Origin of the sequence: Chryseobacterium sp. RLHN22 (assembly GCF_051011795.1) — a bacterium.
GTDB classification, from domain to species: domain Bacteria; phylum Bacteroidota; class Bacteroidia; order Flavobacteriales; family Weeksellaceae; genus Chryseobacterium; species Chryseobacterium zhengzhouense.
On record NZ_JBPCHW010000010.1, the window covers coordinates 36,152 to 53,933 of the forward strand.

Here is a 17,782-nt window from a genome sequence, read left to right on the forward strand (position 1 = left end):
AAAATATTCAAATTCATCTATAAATAATTCATATTCGTCTAAAAAATTTCGTTTTGTTTTTATTAATCAATTAATTTTGCATATTGATATTAAAGACACTTATGAAGAAGGAAAAAACAAAAATATCGACCTTATCTAAAGTTTTAAAAATTTCAGGTATAAGCTTAGGGAGTATTATGCTCGTTCTTTTGGTAACACCTTACTTTTTTAAAGACTCTATCAACAGCGGCATAAAAGAAATTTCAAAAAGCTACATCAAAACCGAAGTAGACTTTAAAGATTTGGATATTTCTTTCTTTAAGCACTTTCCCAATCTTACGGTTACATTAACCAATTCGTCTGTAAAATCCAGTAAGCCCTTTCAAAATGAAAACCTTATTGATGCAAAAGAAATTGGTTTAGGCGTTGACATCACAAGTCTTTTCGGAGATAAAATAATTTTCAATAAACTTTATATTGAAAATGCAAACATCCGGATGAAAATTGATAGTTTAGGAAAAAACAATTTCGACATTCTGGTTGCTGAAGAAGAATCTAAAGAGAAAAACGATTCTAATTTGGCTTTAGCGTTACAGAATTTCAAAATTTCAAATTCTAATTTTCTTTATGATGATCAGCAAAGCAAAACTTATCTGAAATTAGATGATTTAACTTATGACGGTTTGATTGATTTATCGAAGGATATCTTAAGTTTAAATGCTAAGACTGAAATTAGAAATACGCTTTTCAAAGTCGATAAAGATGTCTGGGTTAAAAACCTTCCTTTGAAAGGAAAAATCAATACAAAAATCAATACCAATCAATTGGCTTTTTATTTCACAGATAATCCTTTGATTTTGGGAGAATTTCCGTTTAATCTTCAGGGAAGTTTGAAAATGCCCGCTGAACAACAGGTTTACGATTTAAAAATAACGACAAAGAATGCCAATTTAAAATCAGTTCCTGTAATAATGCCGGAAGCTTATCAGGAATATGCAAAACACATTGAAACGAAAGGAAAAGCTGACCTTTTGTTTACAATGAGAGGAATTTTAAATGCTACTAAGAAGCAAAATCCCGACATTCATATCGAAGCAAATATTAATAACGGTTTTTTCAATTATCAAAAATCTTCTTCGCCAATCAATAACTTAAGTCTGAGTTCTGTTATGGATATTCCGGCTTTGGACCCAAATCAACTTAAAGTAAAAGTAAGCGAGCTCGACTTCAGTTTATTAAATGGTTACACCAGAACAAATTTCACATTTGAAAATGGCCCTAAAATGTTTTCGGAAGGAAATATAGATTCAAACATCAATCTTGAGGCTTTGAAAAATGCGATTGGTTACAAAAAAATCGACGCGAAAGGAAATATAAAACTTAACGGAAACTGGAAAGGATTTATTTCTACTGATTCAAAAAACACTTTGCAAAAAGTTCCTCTTTTTGATCTGAATGCAGATTTACAAAACGGATATTTCAAAATGAGAGAAATGCCCGCTGCTTTAGAGCATATCAATCTTGATATGGACATCAGAAACACAAATGGTAATTTTAAAAACACGGCAGTTTTAGTTCATAACATTGATGCAAAAGCACTGGATAATTACGCAAAAGGTAAAATTGAAATAAAAAATTTATACAACTACCCTATTGATGCGGATTTTACAGCAAAAGTCCGTCTGGAAGACATCTACAAAATTTATCCTGTAAAAGGGATCAATATGCGAGGTGACGTTTTCATAAAATCAAAAGCTGTCGGAACCTACGAACCCAAAAGAAAAAAAGTTCCTGTAACCAACAGTACTTTATCGTTAAAAAACGGCTACATAAAATTAGACAGTTATCCTGAGCTTCCTTTAGAAAATATCAATGTAGAAACCCAAGTAAAAAGCGGCAGAGGCTCATTTAATGATTTAAACATCAATATTCTTCCTATTTCGTTTACTTTGGCAGGAAAACCTTTCACGGTAAAAGCCAATTTAAAAAATCTGAATAATCTTGATTACAGACTTCATTCAAAAGGGCAACTCAACCTGGGAGATTTGTATAAACTTTTTCCTATTGAAGGACTTGATGTGAATGGCGTGATTTCTACAGATGTTGGTTTAAAAGGTGAAAACGGGGCTGCTCTGGAAAACATCCAGAATCGAGGCTTTGTGAAAATTGAAAACATCACCATCAATTCTAAGTTTTTCCCAAGTAAATTTGTAATAAAAGAAGGATTGTTTAAACTGAATGGAAGTCAGCTTAAATTTGAAGATGTGAAAGCCCGTTACAAGAAAAATATGTTTGTATTCAACGGCAATGTGAGCAATTACATTAATTATATTCTAAAAGATCAAAACTTGAGCGGAAACATCAGTTTTACTTCAAAAAAAGTTAATATTGATGATTTTATGGCGTACAATTCAGGAGAATCTTCAAACTCTTCATCTGCAGAAGAGGGAGTGATTTTATTACCAAAAAATCTCGACATTACCATAACCGGAAATGCCAACGAAATTTTGTTTAAAGATATTAAACTGAATAATTTTAAAGGCAACTTAGCTTTAAAAGGTGGAAATTTATCACTCAATGAAACAGAATTTGGAATGATTGGCTCAACATTTAACGCTAATGGAACTTACACTCCCATCAACGCTAAAAAAGCGAAATTCAGCATTGATACAAAAGCTAAAAACTTTGATATCCAGAGAGCCTACAAAGAGATTACATTATTTAGAGAAATGGTTTCCGCAGCAGAAAAAGCGCACGGAAAAGTTTCTATGGATTACCATTTGGAAGGCGATTTGGGAGCAGATTTTTTTCCAAAACTGAAGACGATAAAAGGAGACGGTATTTTGACTCTGGAAGATATTCAGTTTTACGGATTTAAAGTATTCAATTCGGTAGCTGAAAAAACTTCAACCGATGCTCTGCACGATGCAAAAGTGAGTAAAGTTGGTATTAAAACAACCATAAAAGACAACGTTATTACCATCGAACGAACGAAGTTTAAAATTGCCGGCTTCAGACCAAGAATTGAAGGACAAGTAAGTTTGGATGGCTACATCAATGTCGGAATGCGTTTAGGTCTGCCACCTTTCGGAATTATCGGAATTCCCATTAAAATTACGGGACCTTCCGATACATTTAAAGTTGAAACCGGAAAATATCAAAAAGAAGATTTGAACGAAACCGATGATGATTTCAAAGATTATCAAAAATCTTTAGAAGAGGAAGCAGCCAAAAAAGCTGAAGCCGAAACGAAAAATTCAAAATAAATAATAAAACCTCTTTTGATGGAAAGAGGTTTTTGTTTTTATATTTCATGCAGATTTTGCTGATTGAGCAGATTTTCTTTTATGAATCTGTTTAATCCGAATAATCTGCGTGAGATTATTTTTTAATATATCAATAGGAACGGGCTTTAGCCCGTTTATCAAGATATAAAAGTTCCATTGGCTTTAGCCGAAACTTATTGAATAATTTTTAAATCAATTGATCCTCTCCGACCAATTCAATTCTTCCGGCAGTTCTTTATCAGAAAACTCAATATGAATCACTCTTCTTTTCTTTCCGTTTGTTGTGCGATTTGAGCCGTGAAGAATTAATGGTTTCATAATCATAATTCCGCCTTTTTCTACTTTGCAGATATTTTCAGTTTCTACATTCCAGTCGATGGTTTCCGGTCTGTAAATTCCTTTGGCGTGAGATTTCGGAATAATTTTTAAAGCACCATTATTTTCATCAGTATCGTCTAAATGAATTCTTATGGTAAAAATATTTTCAAGAATATCTAAAGGAGGCTGTACTGCAAACTGATTCTGTTTGGTCGTCCAGGGTCCGAAGTTTTCCAACTCTACTTTTTTATCGACAGAAATTGTCAAATCCTGATGATAAGCAACATACCAGTTGGAATTTTCAGGTTTATCAAAGTAAATACTTTTAACTGTAAAATAGTTTTCACCAAAAATTTCTTTAATGATTGTTTTTAAATTTTCATTAAAAATCAAATCTTTTACTTCGGGAATTTCCTTTAAAAACTGACGGATTGCAAAAAGATCTTCCGACTTTCGAAAGGTTTCTTTTGAGATGTCTATATTTTGAATAACTGCTGAAATCTTTTCAATTTCTTCGTCTGAAAAAATATTGTTTATTACTGTAAATCCGTTTTCTATAATTGAGTTTTTATGATTTTGTAAATTCATGAATTAAAGTTTTTATTATTGCATTGTCATTCCGAAAGAAGCGCAGCGTAATGAAGAATCTATTTTAAACGCAAAGTTCGCAAAGTTTCTTTTAAATGATTGAGAATATTTTTCCGTTCGCAAAGGCGTTCTACTCAGCAAAGTAATACTATTTCTATCATTCTGAAGAAGTTTTGACATAATAAAATAAGGAATGTATGTTTTGATTCTTTCAGAATGACAAACTTGAAAAATATTTCCAATATTTAAATTATCAACTTATTTCTTAGCCCCGATTGTAGTGAAAATCCTTTTTTGCTAAAAAAAGATTGTAACGGAAAGCGGGAAATTGCTCCTAAAAAAATAAATGGTCAATAACAAATTTAAAATTCACTATTGACCATTCACTAACGTTAGTTAAATTGACATCTTACATATCTCCGCCATGATTATCCAACTGACCTTCCCATTTTGAGACCGCCGAAGTTGCCAAAGCGTTTCCTAAAACATTGGTCATACTTCTTGCCATATCGCAGAAGTGGTCGATTGGTAAAATTAAGGCGATTCCTTCCGGCGGAATTCCAAACATAGAGCATGTTGCCACGATGATGACCAAAGATGCTCTTGGAACACCGGCAATTCCTTTTGAAGTTAGCATTAAAACCAAAAGCATGGTTATCTGTTGCCCGATTGACATTTCGATTCCATAAATCTGAGCGATAAAAATTGATGCAAACGTCATGTACATCATGCTTCCATCCAGATTAAACGAATATCCTAAAGGTAAAATAAATGATACTACTCTATTGTTACATCCGAATCTTTCCAATTCTTCAACCAATTTTGGGAAAACGGCTTCTGAACTTGTTGTTGAAAACGCAATCAGCAAAGGAGATTTTATTCTTCTTAATAATTCGAAAAGACGGTTTCCTAAAATCATATATCCAACTAACAATAAAACCAACCACAAAACACCGATAGCAAAGAAAAAGTCTCTCAGATAAATGGCGTAGACTTTAAATATTTCAAAACCATTCGTTGCGACAACGGCTGCAATAGCACCCAAAACTCCAAACGGAGCAAACCACATAATGTAGCCAACCATTTTCAGAATTCCATGGGCAATAACGTCGAATAATTTGATGACCGGCTGAGCATATTCATCACCTAAATTTGCCAAAGCTACTCCAAACATAATCGAGAAAACTACAATCTGAAGAACCTCATTGGTTGCAAAAGCCTCAAAAATACTTTTAGGAATAATATGTTTCACAAAATCTTCCATAGAAAAACCTTTACTCGATTTAATCAATTCTTCTGCAGAAGCTGCATCCTGAATAGGAAGTTTTGTAACGTGACCAGGTTCAAGCCAGTTTACTAAAATCAAACCAATGAAAAGAGAAACCAGTGAAGCAGAAATAAACCAAAGCATTGCTTTTGTTCCTACTCTACCAATCATTTTGATATCGCTCATTTTGGCTATTCCTACCACCAAGGTTGTGAAAACCAATGGAGCAATGATCATTTGTACCAATCTGATGAAAACCGTTCCGAGAAGTTTAATGTTTTTTGAAAACGGTTCAGCGCTTTCGGGATATTGTAAATGAACGAAGCCACCAATCGCAACGCCTAAAACCAGCGCAATGATGATGGCAAAAAATAATTTGTTTTGTCCTTTCATATTTATTATCAATTGCCACAAATATAATGTTTTTCAAATATTATGGAAGATTAAGGAAAGAAGATTATAAATCAGACTATTAGACGAAAAGCAAATAGGATCGTAATCATAAAATATTTCGTATATGTTTTTCTAAATTTTTAAGTATTTGTGTTTTGGTATAAAATTTATTGTTACATTTGAGTCTAACAAAACATTAAATTAAATCAACTATGAAAAAAACATTCGTAATGTCTGCCTTAGCTTTGGCAGTATCATTTGGAGCTATTTCGTGCAAAAAAAAGGTATCCGATGCTGATCTTCAGACTCAGGCTACTACAGTAATTACAGCAAGTCCTACAGCAACTGTTGAAGTAAAAGAAGGTGTGGCACATCTTGGTGGTACATTTGCTTCTCAGGCAGAAAAAGATGCTGCGATTAAATCTCTAAAAGAAATTAAAGGAGTAAAAGACGTACATGATATGGCGACTGTAGAAGTTGCTCCACCTCCACCACCGGTAGAAACAACATCAGCTGTAGATCCTGCTGTTCAGCAAAAGGTACAGGATGCCGTAAAAGATTTTCCTTCTGTGAAAGTAGAAGTTGTAAACGGGGAATTAACCTTAACAGGTAATGTTTCTTCAGCTCAGGCGAGAAAAATCAAAGAATCTGTTGATGCTTTAAAAGTAGGAAAGTATAACAATAATTTAGTCGTAAAATAATTTAAGATGAGCACATTACAAGATAAATATTCAGGTGTAGTTTCTGCTGCTCAGTCTGCAGGAATCTCTAATCTTCAGGTTCAGGAGCAGGACGGTATTCTTTATGTTTCCGGAAATGCTTCAAACACTGCTGCTAAAGATGCTGTTTGGAATGCTTTAGGAGCAATTGACTCTACGTATTCTGCGACAGACATCAATCTGGATGTTCAGGTTTCTGGTCTTGCTGCAGGAACAAACCTTACGGTAGCAACCGAAGAGTCAAACTTAAACATCAGACAGGAACCTTCAACTGAAGCAGCTGTTGTAGGAAAAGCAGCTAAAGGCGCTTCTGTCACTTTAGTAGAACAAACTTCTGACGACTGGTGGAAAGTAAAAACTGCCGACGGACAGGAAGGGTATGCTTATTCAAGATATTTGAGGGCTTAATTTCCGAATTCATTTTAAAATATAGAACATCTCCTTTTTGGGGATGTTTTTTGTTTAAATACTAACTAGTAATACATCTAAATATTGAGCAAAGTCGCATTTTATTAATAAATTAGCATCAAATTTTATTCATGAAAATTGATTTTTCAATATTCTTTATTTTGCTTTTCATCTTTGGAAATGCACAAACTCAACCACAAGAAAACTATGTAAAAGACAATTTTACAAAACAGGAATTTTATATTCCGATGCGTGACGGGACGAAACTGTTTACGGCAGTTTATATTCCGAAAGATATTTCCAATAAAAACAAATATCCTTTTCTGATGCAGAGAACCTGCTACAGCATCGCACCATACGGGGAAAATGAATACCGCAAAAGTCTTGGACCAAATAAATATCTGATGAATGACAAATATATTTTTGTGTATCAGGATGTTCGCGGAAGATACATGAGTGAGGGAACTTTCACCAATATGACACCGCAGGTTGAAAGAAAAACGAAAAAAGATGTTGATGAAAGCACCGATACGTACGATACAATAGAATATTTAATTAAAAACATCAAACACAACAACGGAAAAGTTGGCCAGTTTGGTACTTCTTATCCCGGTTTCTACACGGCGGTAGGAACTTTAGCACAGCATCCTGCTTTGGTAGCTTCGTCTCCACAGGCTCCAATTTCAGATTTCTGGAACGACGATTTTCTGCATAACGGGAGATTTATGTTGGGTTATTTTAAAACTTTCCCGGTTTTCGGTGTTCAGAAAACAAAACCTGAAAACAAAGCTTGGTATTCTGATTCTATGATTAAATCGACTTCTGAAGACGGTTTGAAATTCTACAGAGACATGGGTACTTTAAAAGACGGTTATGAAAAATATTACAAGAATAATTTCTTCATGACAGAGATTATGAATCATCCCAATTATGATGAATTCTGGCAGAAAAGAGGTTTATTGCAGCATCTGAAAAATATCAATCATGCAGTAATGACAGTCGGAGGTTGGTTTGATGCGGAAGATCTTTCAGGACCATTAAATATTTATAAAACCATTGAAAAAACGAGTCCGAAAGCCAAAAACACCATCGTAATGGGACCGTTTTCACATGGAGGGTGGGGACGTGAAGAAGGCAAACATTTTCACAATCAAATTTATTTCGGAGACAGCATCGCAACCTATTACCAAAAAAATATTGAAACGAAATTTTTCAATCATTATTTAAAAGGAAATACAAAACAAGACGCAGGCTTGCCGGAAGCATTGATGTATGATACAGGAGCAAAACAGTGGCGTGAATTTGCAACTTATCCGCCGAAAGAATCAAAGAAAGTGAACTTTTATTTAGTCAACGGAACTTTAAAAAATTCTGCAGGGCAAGGATTTTCAGAATATTACAGCGACCCGAATAATCCGGTTTTAAGTTCGGACAATCTGAAAGATTTTAATGGATTTACGCCAAGAAATTATATGTCGGAAGATCAGAGATTTGCAGTTGGAAGACCCGATGTTTTGACCTTTACAACAGATATTTTAACGGAAGACATAACATTTGCTGGAGAAATTTTAGCAAAATTAAATATTGCTTCGACAACCACCGATGCGGATTTTGCAGTAAAATTAATTGATGTTTACCCTGAAGATTTTAAGCCAATCGAGAAAAAAGAAGGCGTGATTTACGGAAATTATCATCAAATGGTAAGAAGTGAGATTATGCCTGCACGATTCAGAAACTCCAGAGAAAAAGGTGAAGCTTTGATTGCTAATCAGAAAACCGCAGTCAATTTCAGGTTGCAGGATGTCGTTCATACGTTTAAAAAAGGACATAAAATTCAGATTCAGATTTCTTCAACTTGGTTTCCTTTATTTGCCATTAATCCACAGAAGTTTATGGAAAACCCGAATTTTGCTACGAAAGAAGATTATACAAAAGCCTTCATCAAAATTTTTGAAGACTCGGCGATTGAGGTTGAGGTTTTGAAATAAAGTTTGAAAAGCTGTTCGGTTTGAACAGCTTTTTTTTGCTCTCGCAGATTTTGCAGTGATGCAGATTTTTACACTAATGATTTGTGCCATTTATATTTAGTTACAAAATCATCAACATCGAGTTTGTCATCCTGAAAGGATCTAAGCGAAGTTAACAGAGTACATTGAGATGCTTTCAGCATGACAAAAATGCTGTACAATTAAGACTTATTCCTCAATCGTTCTAAACGTCAGATTCACTCTTGGAGTTTTTACTCTTGTAGTTGGCGGAAGTCGGTGAAGCCAATGTTCCTGAGTAATTCCTTTCATCACCAATAAACTTCCGTTTTCTAATGAAATATCAATCCGTTCTTTAGAAACTTTATGTTTGAAAGAAAATTTTCTTTCCGCTCCGAAAGTTAAAGATGCAATAGCTCCGTGTTTTTTCAAATCTTTTTCCCCATCGCTGTGATACGCCATTCCTTCGCTACCATCGTGGTATAAATTCAAAAGACAGGAATTGTACGTTTCTCCGGAAGCTTCTTCACATTTTTGTTTTAAAGTTAATAATTCCGGAGTCCAGAGCTTTGCATACTTCGTACGGTTGGAATAAGTATATTCAAATTCTTTTTCACCAAACCATGCGACTTTTCTTTTGGTATAAATCAGTTTTCCGAAAATAACTGCTTCATCATTTTCCCAAGGAATCTGGTTGAATAAATATTTATAAAATTTTTCGCATTCAGCATCAGAGAAAATCTTTCCGTAATATTCTGTAACGCCGTCTTTGGGAAGAATATTGATTGGGAAATCTTGTATTTCGTGGAATAAATTCATCAGTCAAATAATTTATATATTAAAAAATTCAAACACTAATTACACAAATATTTTTCACTAATAAACACAAAAAATCTGTGGAAATTCATGTAATCTGTGGGAGAAATCATTTACAGTAATATAGAATCGTCTGAATAGATCTTTGCACTTTCCCAACCAATAATCAGCTGTTTTCTATCACTTCCCCACATATAACCTCCGATTTTCCCCGAAGACTGTATTACACGATGACAGGGAATTAAAAATGCAACAGGATTGCTTCCAATGGCGGTTCCAATAGCTCTTGATGCTTTAGGGCTACCAATTTCGTTGGCTAAATTCCCATAAGTTGACAGTTTTCCTAAAGGAATTTTAAGTAAACTTTCCCAGACTTTCAGCTGAAAATCGGTTCCTTTGAGATGAAGCTTTATCGTGTTAAGTTTCGACCAGTCTTTATTGAAAATAGATAGAGCATTATGTTGAAGTTCGTCCTCTTTTTCAAAAAAAGATGCATTGGGGAATTTATTCTGTAAATCTTTCAATGCTTGTTCTTTATTTTCCTCGAAAGCCATATAGCAAATGCCTTTTTCGGTAGATGCTGTGATGATTTTCCCAAACGGACTTTCAGAGAAACTATAACTGATATTCAGGTTTTTTCCGCCGTTTTTGTATTCTGCAGGAGACATTCCTTCAATGTTCACAAATAAATCGTGCAATCTGCTCGTACTGGAAAGCCCGGTTTCTAATGCTGCATCAAATAAAGTGGCTTTTTCTTCTTTCAATAAACTTTTTGCATGTTCAAGACTGATGAACTGCAAAAATTTTTTCGGACTTGTTCCTGCCCAATCCGTAAATATCTTCTGAAAATGGGCCGGACTCAAATTTACTTTTTCAGCAACCTCATCCAAATTAGGCTGAAGCTTAAAATTGCTCTGAATATATTCTATCGCCTTTGCAATTCTCTGGTAATCTATTTGCTGTTGTGTGGACATTTCAATTTATTTTACCTCACAAATGTCAGAAGAAAAACCGAAGGAAAAAATCCGTTTCCTGTGAAATTTTAGAAAGTCTGAAACTGTATAATTTTAAACACATAAGTCACATTAGTTATTAGCTTAAATTTTTGATAATATTTAGAACACAGAAAAAAAATCAAAGATTTTCAAAGCTTATGTGTTCCAAATATGTATATCAGATTAAAACTCTTGCGACTTATGTGTTTAAATTTTTTTATTTTGAAATCAGTTTGCAAAAAATTTTAATCTCTGTTAATATGATAATACGCCAACATTTTGTAATATAGTTTTGCAGCTAAAAATGCTGTTGGTTTTGCATAAGCGGAATCCATCAACTCAACAATATCAAAAGCGACAACATTACATTTTTCGAAAACTTTTCTCAACAATTCCAATGTCGGATACCATTGTAAACCACCCGGCTCAGGAGTTCCTGTAGATGGTGCAATTGATGGGTCAAAAGCATCCAGATCGATGGTGATATACACATTTCCTGAAACTTTTTCCAAAACATCATTTACCCAATTGTCATTATTGGCAATTTCGTGAGCAAAAAACACTCTGCCTTCTGGTAAATATTCTGTTTCTTCCACATCCATAGAACGGATTCCCACCTGAACCAAATTATGTTTCTGATTAGCTTCAAAAACCGCACAAGCATGATTGGAAGTAGAACCATGGAATTCCGGACGAAGATCTGTATGAGCGTCTAACTGAAGAACTGTCAGATTCTCAAATTTTTCTCCAACCGCACGAATCGAACCGATAGAAACCGAATGTTCTCCACCAAAAAGCGTGAATAATTTATCTGTTGCCAAAAGTTCTTTTGTTTTCTGATAAACCGCTTCCGTCATGGCTTCAGGCGTTGAACTTTCAGAAACTTCTCCAGCTAAGTAAACCCCTTCAAGATAAGGCTCTGTTCCTGTTTCGATGTCGTACAGTTCCATGTTTTCAGAAGCGTCTAAAAACAATTCAGGACCTTTGTCTGCACCTTTTCCCCAAGTTGAAGTTCCGTCGTAAGGAACTGTTACCAAAACTACTTTCGAATTTTCTAATGAAGCATTTTCTTCAGGAATTCCTGCGTATGTTTTCATGTTTTATTTAGAATTAAATGATTTTTGCAAAGATAATGAAAGATGAAAGATGGATGATGGAAGTTGGAAGTTTTTATGCCTGAAAATAATTATTTTAGTCTCCCGCAGATTTTGGAGATTACGCAGATTGAGCAATACCTCTTATCTGTTTTATAACAAATTCTGAAAATTATAGACTGTTAAGCTTCCAACATCCCGCTTCCAACATCCATCCAAAAAACTTAACTTTGCAAAAATTTAAAAAATATGTCCTTAAAAGCGGTGCTTTTCGATATGGATGGGGTAATTGTTGACACAGAACCGCTGCACAGAAAAGCTTATTTCAAAACATTTCAAGAATTGAATGCTGATGTTTCTGAAGAACTTTACACTTCATTTACCGGTGCTTCTACAAAAAAAGTTTGCGAAACTTTAATTCAGACTTTCGGACTTTCTCAATCGCACGAAGATATTGCTACCATTAAAAGAGCTCACTTCAAAGACTACTTTTATAATGATGAAGAATTTGATTTAATTTCCGGTGTACGAGAACTCATTGAGCATTATCATCAAAACAATATCAAATTAATTTTAGCATCTTCTGCAACGATGACGACCATTAACATGGTTTTCGAAAAATTTGGTCTGGAAAAATATTTCAGTGGAAAAATCAGTGGTGCTGATCTCAAAGAGTCAAAGCCTCATCCTGAAATTTTCCAATTGGCCGCAAAATTGGCAAATGAACCGATTGAAAATTGTATGGTTATCGAAGATTCTACCAACGGAATTTTAGCCGCACACAGAGCCAATATTTTCTGCACTGCTTACAAAAGTTTTCATTCACATAATCAGGATTACAGTTTGGCAAACATGGTCATTACCGATTATTCTGAGATAGAGAAAGATAAAATTTCACATCATTTCAACTAAAAATAGCTCTCAAATTATGAGAGCTATTTTTTTTAAACTTTGGCTAAAGCCAATTGAATTTATTTTACATAAAACGGGCTAAAGCCCATTCCTATTGATAAGATTATTTATAACCAAGAAGTTTCAATATATCATCCGGTTCCTGTCTTTCTCTGAAAATTTCATATTGAAATTCACCGTTTTCATCTTTCTGAATCAAAATGTGTCTCGGTTGAGGCATTAAACAGTGATGAACTCCACCATAACCACCAATTGTTTCCTGATACGCTCCGGTGTGGAAAAAACCTATGTACAAAGGTTTTGTATCACTGAAAACAGGCAGATAGATAGCGTTGGTGTGTTGTTCAGAATTGTAATAATCATCAGAATCACAGGTCAAACCTCCTAAGAAAACTCTTTCGTAAGAATCTTCCCAACGGTTTAACGGTAGCATAATAAAGTGTCTTGAAATTGCCCAGGTATCGGGAAGCGTTGTCATGAAAGATGAGTCGATCATATTCCATTTTTCTCTGTCATTCTGACGTTTTTGAGAAATAATTTTATAAAGATTTGCACCACTTTCTCCTACTGTAAAACTTCCAAATTCAGTATAAATATTTGGCTCTTCTACTCCTTCTTCTTCACAGAATTTTTTAATTTGAGAAACAATTTCCTCCACCATATACTGGTAATCGTAATCGAAATTCAAAGAAGTTTTGATTGGGAAACCACCACCAATATTTAATGAATTTACTTCCGGAGCAATTTTCTTCAAACGTGCATAAACACGAAGACATTTATATAATTCATTCCAATAGTAAGCCGTGTCTTTGATTCCGGTATTAATGAAAAAGTGAAGCATTTTCAGTCTTGCATTCGGATGTTCTGCGATTTTCTGACTGTAATAAGGAATAATGTCTTTATATCCGATTCCTAATCTTGAGGTATAAAATTCGAATTTCGGTTCTTCCTCAGAAGCAATTCTGATTCCGATATCGAATGTGGTGTCGATGCTTTCGGTAAGCTTATCCAATTCACGGTAATTATCCAGAATCGGTGTAATATTTTCAAAACCACTATTGATCATATCTGAAATTTTCGCCAGATAATCATCGGTTTTAAAACCGTTACAGATTACTTCAATATTTTTATCAACTTTTCCTTCATCAAAAAGTGATTTTACAATATCCATATCATACGCAGAAGACGTTTCGATAGAAATATCGTTTTTCAACGCTTCTTCAATGACGAATTTAAAATGACTGGATTTTGTACAGTAGCAATACCTGTAACTTTTTTTGTAATCTATCTTCTCAAAAGCTTCTTTGAACCAGCCTTTTGCTTTCTGAATATTCTGAGAAATCTTCGGGAGGTAACTTACCTTTAAAGGAGTTCCAAACTTTTCAACAACTTCCATCAAAGGAATATCGTGAAACAACAAATTGTTCTCAGAAACATTGAATTCTTCCGTTGGAAAATACAATGTCTGATCAATAAGTTCCGAGTATTTTATTTTCATTTTCTAACAAGTGAATTAAGAATGCAAAATTGCTAAAAAAGTTTGATTTTTTAGTTTAAATTTTTCTTAAAGTTTATACTTAAACCTAAAATAAAAATGGTATTTATTTGTGAAAAACAGATTTTCTTAACGCATTCTGTATGTTGAATTTACATCATTTTCTTCCCTGCAAAAAAAAGCAGGTCTCCTTTCTGATATTCTATAAAAACATCATCTTCCACCGCAAAATTTCTGATCATCATATCTTTTGTCATATCTGCATTCACATTATCAAGAGGCCATTGCAAACCTTTTGTGATAATATTTTCTGCAAAAGGAAAAGGATATAAGGATACAATTCTACCTTTCATTTTCTTTGCCAAAAACGATTTCGGAATGAAATAATATTCAGAAAATTCATCATAAAACTGAATATTCATCTGCTCTTTGAAACCAAAAGCTACTGTAAGATTTCCCAAAAAATGATCCTGCTCTCCACCACTTCCACCGAAAACATCAGCATTATCAAAACCTTTTTCAAGAATAATTTCTAAAGCTTTATGAAAATCTGTTCGCTCCTGATCCGGAGTATGAATAAATTTTTCGTGATAAATATTTTCATCCGAACCGGAATGAGAATCAAAATCACCCGAAATAAAATCGAGTTTTTCCAAAGGAAAATGAAAATCTTTCAAATAATGAAAAGCACCGTCTGTACAGGCAATCAGGTTATAATTTTCTAAGTTTGGAAAGGATCTTGGTGGATCACCGTTGATGAAAAGCAACACTTTATCTTTCATTCGGATTCCAATATTCTTCAGGCTCATTGTTGATTTTTGAAATATATCTTGCTAAAACAAAAAGATAATCTGAAAGTCGGTTCAAATATTTAATCAGCTCAGGACGTACTTCTTCAGATTCATTCAAAAAAACCAAAGAACGCTCTGCTCTTCGGCAAATTGTACGGGCTGCGTGTAAAAAAGTAGCCGATTTACCGCCGCCCGGAAGAATAAAGTATTGAAGCGGATCTAATTTCTCATCAAAAGCATCCATCCAGTTTTCCAATTCTTCAATTTCCGTATCAGAAATAATTAACGGAAGACGAGATTTTCCGTTGGCCAACATCAGTTTATCAACCGGAGTTGCGGCTTCAGAACCTACCGTAAACAAATCGAACTGAATTTTTTTCAGTTGTTTTAAAACTTCTTCATCCTCAATATGACTTTTGGAAATTCCTATAAAAGAATTCAGTTCATCAATATTTCCGTAGCTTTCAACTCTTGCGCTGGCTTTCGAAACTCTCGTTCCGCCATACAAAGCGGTCTGACCTTTGTCTCCTGTTTTGGTGTAAATTTTCATAGGCCTAAATTACTTTTTTAAAATTATGCTGACAAATGTTTATGTGAGTTAAAATTCAAAAGAAGGCTCTTTAATAATTTAACTAAAAGATGAATATCTCGTTGATTTTATTGTTGCTAAACTTTTTTACTCAGAAATCTGAATAATTTCATAATTTTAAAACACCAATCATTAAATATTAAATATGGCAACCAATCAACAACTCAGCGAATTAATGGCGCTTGATTTAGGAATAAATCTGATTAACAGAAGACCTTATGCAAAGGAAGTTTTCAAATGGCAGGATATTGATCTTCTTCCTCATTCTTCTACAGATACGTTATTGTGCGAAATCTACGAATGGAACGGCAGAAACTGGCGAACAACCAATAATAATCTGATCGGTTATTTATTTTCAGGACAACAGCTTACCGACATCAAAAATCAACTGATGAATGTTACGAAACACTCTGCATTGATTCCCGATTTTGAATTTACAAAAGACAGCATGATTGAATATGGATTGGCTTTACCTTCTTTATTTAATATCGGGGTAAACGGTAATATCAATCAGGCTAAAAATTTCTCAGTTAGAGTAAACGGCGTTACAAAATCAAGAATTACCAATATTGATTCTCCCGGAATTGAAATTCTTCAAAATTATTCAGCATTTACCCAATCGAAGTCTAAAACGTATCGGAAAAATGTAAAGTTTAATTACTTGAGCGCCTCTTTATTTTATGCTGAAAGTGTAGAGATTTTTCTTGAAAAAGAATCGGGAGTGGGATTAAATGTAAGCTTTCAGACCACTAATGTTAATGTAGAAGCAAAAGTTGACACCGACACCAAAAAACATTTTGTATTAAAATATTCAGGAAACCAGGCTCCTTTTGCAGCGAAGTTTGTAAAAGGAAAAGATTTTGATGTGGATTAATATTGGAATTTATTCAATAGAAGCGGGCTTTAGCCCGTTAATAAAATGGCTTCATTCAAATGGCTTTAGCCAAAAATTATATTATGATAATAGCAAATAGGTTTTGGCTAAAGCCACAATGAATTAATATAAAGATAAAACGGGCTTTAGCCCGTTTCTATTGATGAATTAATCTTTTGAATTAGATTTATTGTTGTAAAATGATTGCAGCTTCTTTCGCAGCATATGTGAAAATCATATCTGCGCCTGCTCTTTTGAAGCACGTTAAACTTTCAATAATAGCTTTATCATTATCAAGCCAGCCGTTTTGAGCCGCAGCTTTCAACATGGCATATTCGCCACTCACATTGTAAACTGCAATGGGAAGATCGATCGCTTCACGAACCTTTGCAACAATATCCAGATAAGGAAGTCCCGGTTTAATCATGATAATATCTGCGCCTTCTTCCACGTCTTTAAAAACTTCATTCAAAGCTTCACGGGAATTGTGAAAATCCATCTGATAGGTCTTCTTATCTTTAGGAATTTCCATATTGTCTTTTGGAGCACTGTCTAAAGCACTTCTGAAAGGCCCGTAAAATGAACTTGCGTATTTTGCAGCATAACTTAGAATTCCCACATCATGAAAGCCGCTTTCTTCCAAAGCTTCACGAATGGCTAAAACCCTGCCATCCATCATATCACTCGGTGCCACAATGTCAGCTCCGGCTTCTGCGTGTGACACTGCCATTTTTGCCAAAGCTTCATTGGTGGCGTCATTCATAATTTTTCCGTTTTCTATGATCCCGTCGTGACCGTAAATTGAATATGGATCTAAAGCTACATCGGGCATAATTACCATTTCAGGAACTGCATCTTTGATTGCTTTAATGGTATTCTGCATTAATCCATCTTTATTCCACGCTTCTTTTCCGGTATTATCTTTCAAATGATCCGAAACTTTCATGTAAAGATTAACAGCTTTTACACCTAAAGAAAATAATTCTTTACATTCTTTTACCGTAAGATCGATGCTTCGCCTGAAAATTCCGGGCATCGAAGCTATGGCTTCCTGCTTGTTTTCGCCTTCCATTACGAAAATCGGCATTACAAAATCACTGACTGAAAGACTGCATTCTCTCACCAAACCTCTCATCGATTCATTCACTCTTAATCTTCTGTTTCTAGAATATATCATCTTTGGAATACTTTTTGAATAATTTATTGCAAATTTAATATAAGTTCTACAAAAAACTATTGCAGATAATTATAGAATTTATTATTTTTGTTAGT

At 34.2% G+C, this 17,782-nt stretch carries 15 protein-coding genes; 6 read left to right on the plus strand and 9 right to left on the minus strand.

Going from position 1 to position 17,782, the window contains the following annotated elements; all coding sequences use genetic code 11:
• The first annotated feature begins 101 nt into the window (after nucleotides 1–101).
• Complete coding sequence (locus ACR1PN_RS11570) at nucleotides 102–3,245, plus strand: hypothetical protein (RefSeq protein WP_433980161.1); 3,144 nt, start codon at nucleotides 102–104, stop codon at nucleotides 3,243–3,245.
• 213 nt (nucleotides 3,246–3,458) lie between these two features.
• On the opposite strand, the gene ACR1PN_RS11575 is transcribed toward ACR1PN_RS11570, so the two are convergent.
• Nucleotides 3,459–4,172, minus strand: coding sequence for a phytanoyl-CoA dioxygenase family protein (locus ACR1PN_RS11575; RefSeq protein ID WP_433980162.1), 714 nt, complete (start codon nucleotides 4,170–4,172; stop codon nucleotides 3,459–3,461).
• A 409-nt stretch (nucleotides 4,173–4,581) separates the two neighbouring features.
• On the minus strand, nucleotides 4,582–5,832 hold the full coding sequence (locus ACR1PN_RS11580; protein WP_378180043.1) for a dicarboxylate/amino acid:cation symporter: 1,251 nt from the start codon (nucleotides 5,830–5,832) through the stop codon (nucleotides 4,582–4,584).
• A 212-nt stretch (nucleotides 5,833–6,044) separates the two neighbouring features.
• On the opposite strand from ACR1PN_RS11580, the gene ACR1PN_RS11585 reads away from it, so the two are divergent.
• The 3 genes from ACR1PN_RS11585 to ACR1PN_RS11595 all read left to right on the plus strand — a co-directional run bounded on the left by ACR1PN_RS11585 (nucleotide 6,045) and on the right by ACR1PN_RS11595 (nucleotide 8,947).
• A complete protein-coding gene (locus tag ACR1PN_RS11585; protein ID WP_378180040.1) occupies nucleotides 6,045–6,533 on the plus strand; it encodes a BON domain-containing protein in 489 nt (162 codons plus the stop codon).
• A 6-nt stretch (nucleotides 6,534–6,539) separates the two neighbouring features.
• On the plus strand, nucleotides 6,540–6,959 hold the full coding sequence (locus tag ACR1PN_RS11590; RefSeq protein WP_378180037.1) for an SH3 domain-containing protein: 420 nt from the start codon (nucleotides 6,540–6,542) through the stop codon (nucleotides 6,957–6,959).
• Between the two features lie 131 nt (nucleotides 6,960–7,090).
• Nucleotides 7,091–8,947 (plus strand): CocE/NonD family hydrolase, encoded by a 1,857-nt coding sequence (locus ACR1PN_RS11595; RefSeq protein ID WP_433980163.1) that lies wholly within the window; start codon nucleotides 7,091–7,093, stop codon nucleotides 8,945–8,947.
• 207 nt (nucleotides 8,948–9,154) lie between these two features.
• On the opposite strand, the gene ACR1PN_RS11600 is transcribed toward ACR1PN_RS11595, so the two are convergent.
• The 3 genes from ACR1PN_RS11600 to speB all read right to left on the minus strand — a co-directional run bounded on the left by ACR1PN_RS11600 (nucleotide 9,155) and on the right by speB (nucleotide 11,852).
• Nucleotides 9,155–9,763, minus strand: a complete 609-nt coding sequence (locus ACR1PN_RS11600; protein ID WP_433980164.1) for an alpha-ketoglutarate-dependent dioxygenase AlkB family protein — start codon at nucleotides 9,761–9,763, stop codon at nucleotides 9,155–9,157.
• Between the two features lie 110 nt (nucleotides 9,764–9,873).
• On the minus strand, nucleotides 9,874–10,734 hold the full coding sequence (locus ACR1PN_RS11605; RefSeq protein ID WP_433980165.1) for a bifunctional helix-turn-helix domain-containing protein/methylated-DNA--[protein]-cysteine S-methyltransferase: 861 nt from the start codon (nucleotides 10,732–10,734) through the stop codon (nucleotides 9,874–9,876).
• A gap of 266 nt (nucleotides 10,735–11,000) precedes the next feature.
• Nucleotides 11,001–11,852, minus strand: a complete 852-nt coding sequence (gene speB / locus ACR1PN_RS11610; RefSeq protein ID WP_433980166.1) for an agmatinase — start codon at nucleotides 11,850–11,852, stop codon at nucleotides 11,001–11,003.
• Nucleotides 11,853–12,098: 246 nt separating this feature from the next.
• Here speB and ACR1PN_RS11615 point away from each other — a divergent pair, with 246 nt between their 5' ends.
• Nucleotides 12,099–12,761 (plus strand): HAD family hydrolase, encoded by a 663-nt coding sequence (locus tag ACR1PN_RS11615; protein WP_433980167.1) that lies wholly within the window; start codon nucleotides 12,099–12,101, stop codon nucleotides 12,759–12,761.
• A 103-nt stretch (nucleotides 12,762–12,864) separates the two neighbouring features.
• Here ACR1PN_RS11615 and ACR1PN_RS11620 read toward each other — a convergent pair whose 3' ends face one another.
• The 3 genes from ACR1PN_RS11620 to ACR1PN_RS11630 all read right to left on the minus strand — a co-directional run bounded on the left by ACR1PN_RS11620 (nucleotide 12,865) and on the right by ACR1PN_RS11630 (nucleotide 15,597).
• A complete protein-coding gene (locus ACR1PN_RS11620; protein WP_433980168.1) occupies nucleotides 12,865–14,259 on the minus strand; it encodes an arginine decarboxylase in 1,395 nt (464 codons plus the stop codon).
• Nucleotides 14,260–14,408: 149 nt separating this feature from the next.
• Nucleotides 14,409–15,065, minus strand: coding sequence for a thiamine diphosphokinase (locus ACR1PN_RS11625; RefSeq protein WP_433980169.1), 657 nt, complete (start codon nucleotides 15,063–15,065; stop codon nucleotides 14,409–14,411).
• The gene (locus ACR1PN_RS11630; protein ID WP_433980170.1) at nucleotides 15,028–15,597 is read right to left on the minus strand and encodes a cob(I)yrinic acid a,c-diamide adenosyltransferase; all 570 of its coding nucleotides are present in this window, start codon (nucleotides 15,595–15,597) and stop codon (nucleotides 15,028–15,030) included. Before ACR1PN_RS11630 ends, ACR1PN_RS11625 begins: the two co-directional genes overlap by 38 nt.
• 184 nt (nucleotides 15,598–15,781) lie before the next feature.
• On the opposite strand from ACR1PN_RS11630, the gene ACR1PN_RS11635 reads away from it, so the two are divergent.
• On the plus strand, nucleotides 15,782–16,510 hold the full coding sequence (locus tag ACR1PN_RS11635) for a hypothetical protein (protein WP_433980171.1): 729 nt from the start codon (nucleotides 15,782–15,784) through the stop codon (nucleotides 16,508–16,510).
• Nucleotides 16,511–16,697: 187 nt separating this feature from the next.
• On the opposite strand, the gene hemB is transcribed toward ACR1PN_RS11635, so the two are convergent.
• A complete protein-coding gene (gene hemB / locus ACR1PN_RS11640; protein ID WP_433980172.1) occupies nucleotides 16,698–17,687 on the minus strand; it encodes a porphobilinogen synthase in 990 nt (329 codons plus the stop codon).
• Nucleotides 17,688–17,782: the final 95 nt, after the last annotated feature.

Bases quoted from the DNA above. Each gene is read 5' to 3' on its own strand.
- ACR1PN_RS11570 (WP_433980161.1), top strand. From the start codon at position 102: ATGAAGAAGGAAAAAACAAAAATATCGACCTTATCTAAAGTTTTAAAA.
- ACR1PN_RS11575 (WP_433980162.1), bottom strand. From the start codon at position 4,172: ATGAATTTACAAAATCATAAAAACTCAATTATAGAAAACGGATTTACA.
- ACR1PN_RS11580 (WP_378180043.1), bottom strand. From the start codon at position 5,832: ATGAAAGGACAAAACAAATTATTTTTTGCCATCATCATTGCGCTGGTT.
- ACR1PN_RS11585 (WP_378180040.1), top strand. From the start codon at position 6,045: ATGAAAAAAACATTCGTAATGTCTGCCTTAGCTTTGGCAGTATCATTT.
- ACR1PN_RS11590 (WP_378180037.1), top strand. From the start codon at position 6,540: ATGAGCACATTACAAGATAAATATTCAGGTGTAGTTTCTGCTGCTCAG.
- ACR1PN_RS11595 (WP_433980163.1), top strand. From the start codon at position 7,091: ATGAAAATTGATTTTTCAATATTCTTTATTTTGCTTTTCATCTTTGGA.
- ACR1PN_RS11600 (WP_433980164.1), bottom strand. From the start codon at position 9,763: ATGAATTTATTCCACGAAATACAAGATTTCCCAATCAATATTCTTCCC.
- ACR1PN_RS11605 (WP_433980165.1), bottom strand. From the start codon at position 10,734: ATGTCCACACAACAGCAAATAGATTACCAGAGAATTGCAAAGGCGATA.
- speB (WP_433980166.1), bottom strand. From the start codon at position 11,852: ATGAAAACATACGCAGGAATTCCTGAAGAAAATGCTTCATTAGAAAAT.
- ACR1PN_RS11615 (WP_433980167.1), top strand. From the start codon at position 12,099: ATGTCCTTAAAAGCGGTGCTTTTCGATATGGATGGGGTAATTGTTGAC.
- ACR1PN_RS11620 (WP_433980168.1), bottom strand. From the start codon at position 14,259: ATGAAAATAAAATACTCGGAACTTATTGATCAGACATTGTATTTTCCA.
- ACR1PN_RS11625 (WP_433980169.1), bottom strand. From the start codon at position 15,065: ATGAGCCTGAAGAATATTGGAATCCGAATGAAAGATAAAGTGTTGCTT.
- ACR1PN_RS11630 (WP_433980170.1), bottom strand. From the start codon at position 15,597: ATGAAAATTTACACCAAAACAGGAGACAAAGGTCAGACCGCTTTGTAT.
- ACR1PN_RS11635 (WP_433980171.1), top strand. From the start codon at position 15,782: ATGGCAACCAATCAACAACTCAGCGAATTAATGGCGCTTGATTTAGGA.
- hemB (WP_433980172.1), bottom strand. From the start codon at position 17,687: ATGATATATTCTAGAAACAGAAGATTAAGAGTGAATGAATCGATGAGA.